At 40.4% G+C, this 1056-nt stretch carries 1 pseudogene; it reads right to left on the bottom strand.

Annotation, left to right across the window (positions count from 1 at the left end):
* A pseudogene (locus ACFIL2_RS05230) lies at positions 1–1056 on the bottom strand (hypothetical protein); the annotation flags it as partial.

Below are 1056 nucleotides of genomic sequence, written 5' to 3'. Positions count from 1 at the left end.
GTAACGTAAGTTGGACACCGCTAGACCAATAGCAGCAGCTTGTCTTGCTTCCTTGCGAACATCCTCAATAGCATAATTCAATGTCTCAAACTTCATATCCGTATACGAATTAGCCTCATTAACTCCATCTTTTACAATATGAGAAACTTTCTCATCCGTATACTTATTGGCATCTTCAAGAACTATCTTCATCTGCTCTTCAGTATAATCATGCAACTGACCACCATTAACAGCTTGCTGAGAACCTGTTTCAATCTTTCCATCCGCTACATTATCTATCATAACAGGTTCGCTGTCATTGCCTCCTACTAACGTAACCTTATTCGTCTTTTTACCATCATCATCTTTGTCATATTTAACCGCTCCATCCATAACCGTTGTTGTAATATCTTTTACATGTTGATCAATCGTATCTACTTTCTTTTCAACCTCTTTCACTTTCTCATTCGTCTCCCATAGCTGACCTCCATTCACAACTTCTTGTGAATTCTCTTCAACTTTACCAGCTAAGACATTCTTAATCTTGCTCGACTTGTCATCATGCTTCGCGTCATACGCTCCTTCAGTTTCATTCCAATTTAAACCATTGGACGCAACATTCTTCTCAACATCATGAATACGATTGTTGATATTGGTCATACCTATATTCACACCATCAAACGCAGCCGCAACATTATCATAGCTCGTCTTCTCATCTGAACTACCGTCACTCTTAAATTGTGCAACCTTGAATTCCGGTGCACTCCATTTCCCATCCTTATAGCCGGCTCCTCCTCCTAAATAGGACGCTAAGACATTACTCATAGAATAAAGCTGTGAACCATTCACCGCATCCGTCGATGTTTCTGAAATCGCTCCACCACGCACTCCAGAAAGAGTCCGTTCCGCTCCATCAATATTGGAAAGGGTAATGCTCGTGCCACTTTTTTCGCCTCCAATGCTAATAACATGCGTCTTTTCATCTTGTTTAACTAAGCTATCACCAACAACTTTGTTAATTTCTTTATGAATATTCGTGAAAGACGTCCCTACTCCTGCTAACGCATCCGCAACATT

Source organism: Bartonella sp. AP30XZML (assembly GCF_042195945.1).
Taxonomy (GTDB): Bacteria; Pseudomonadota; Alphaproteobacteria; order Rhizobiales; family Rhizobiaceae; genus Bartonella.
Note: the sequence above shows the minus strand (reverse complement) of the source record. Positions and strands in the feature narration are given on the sequence as shown.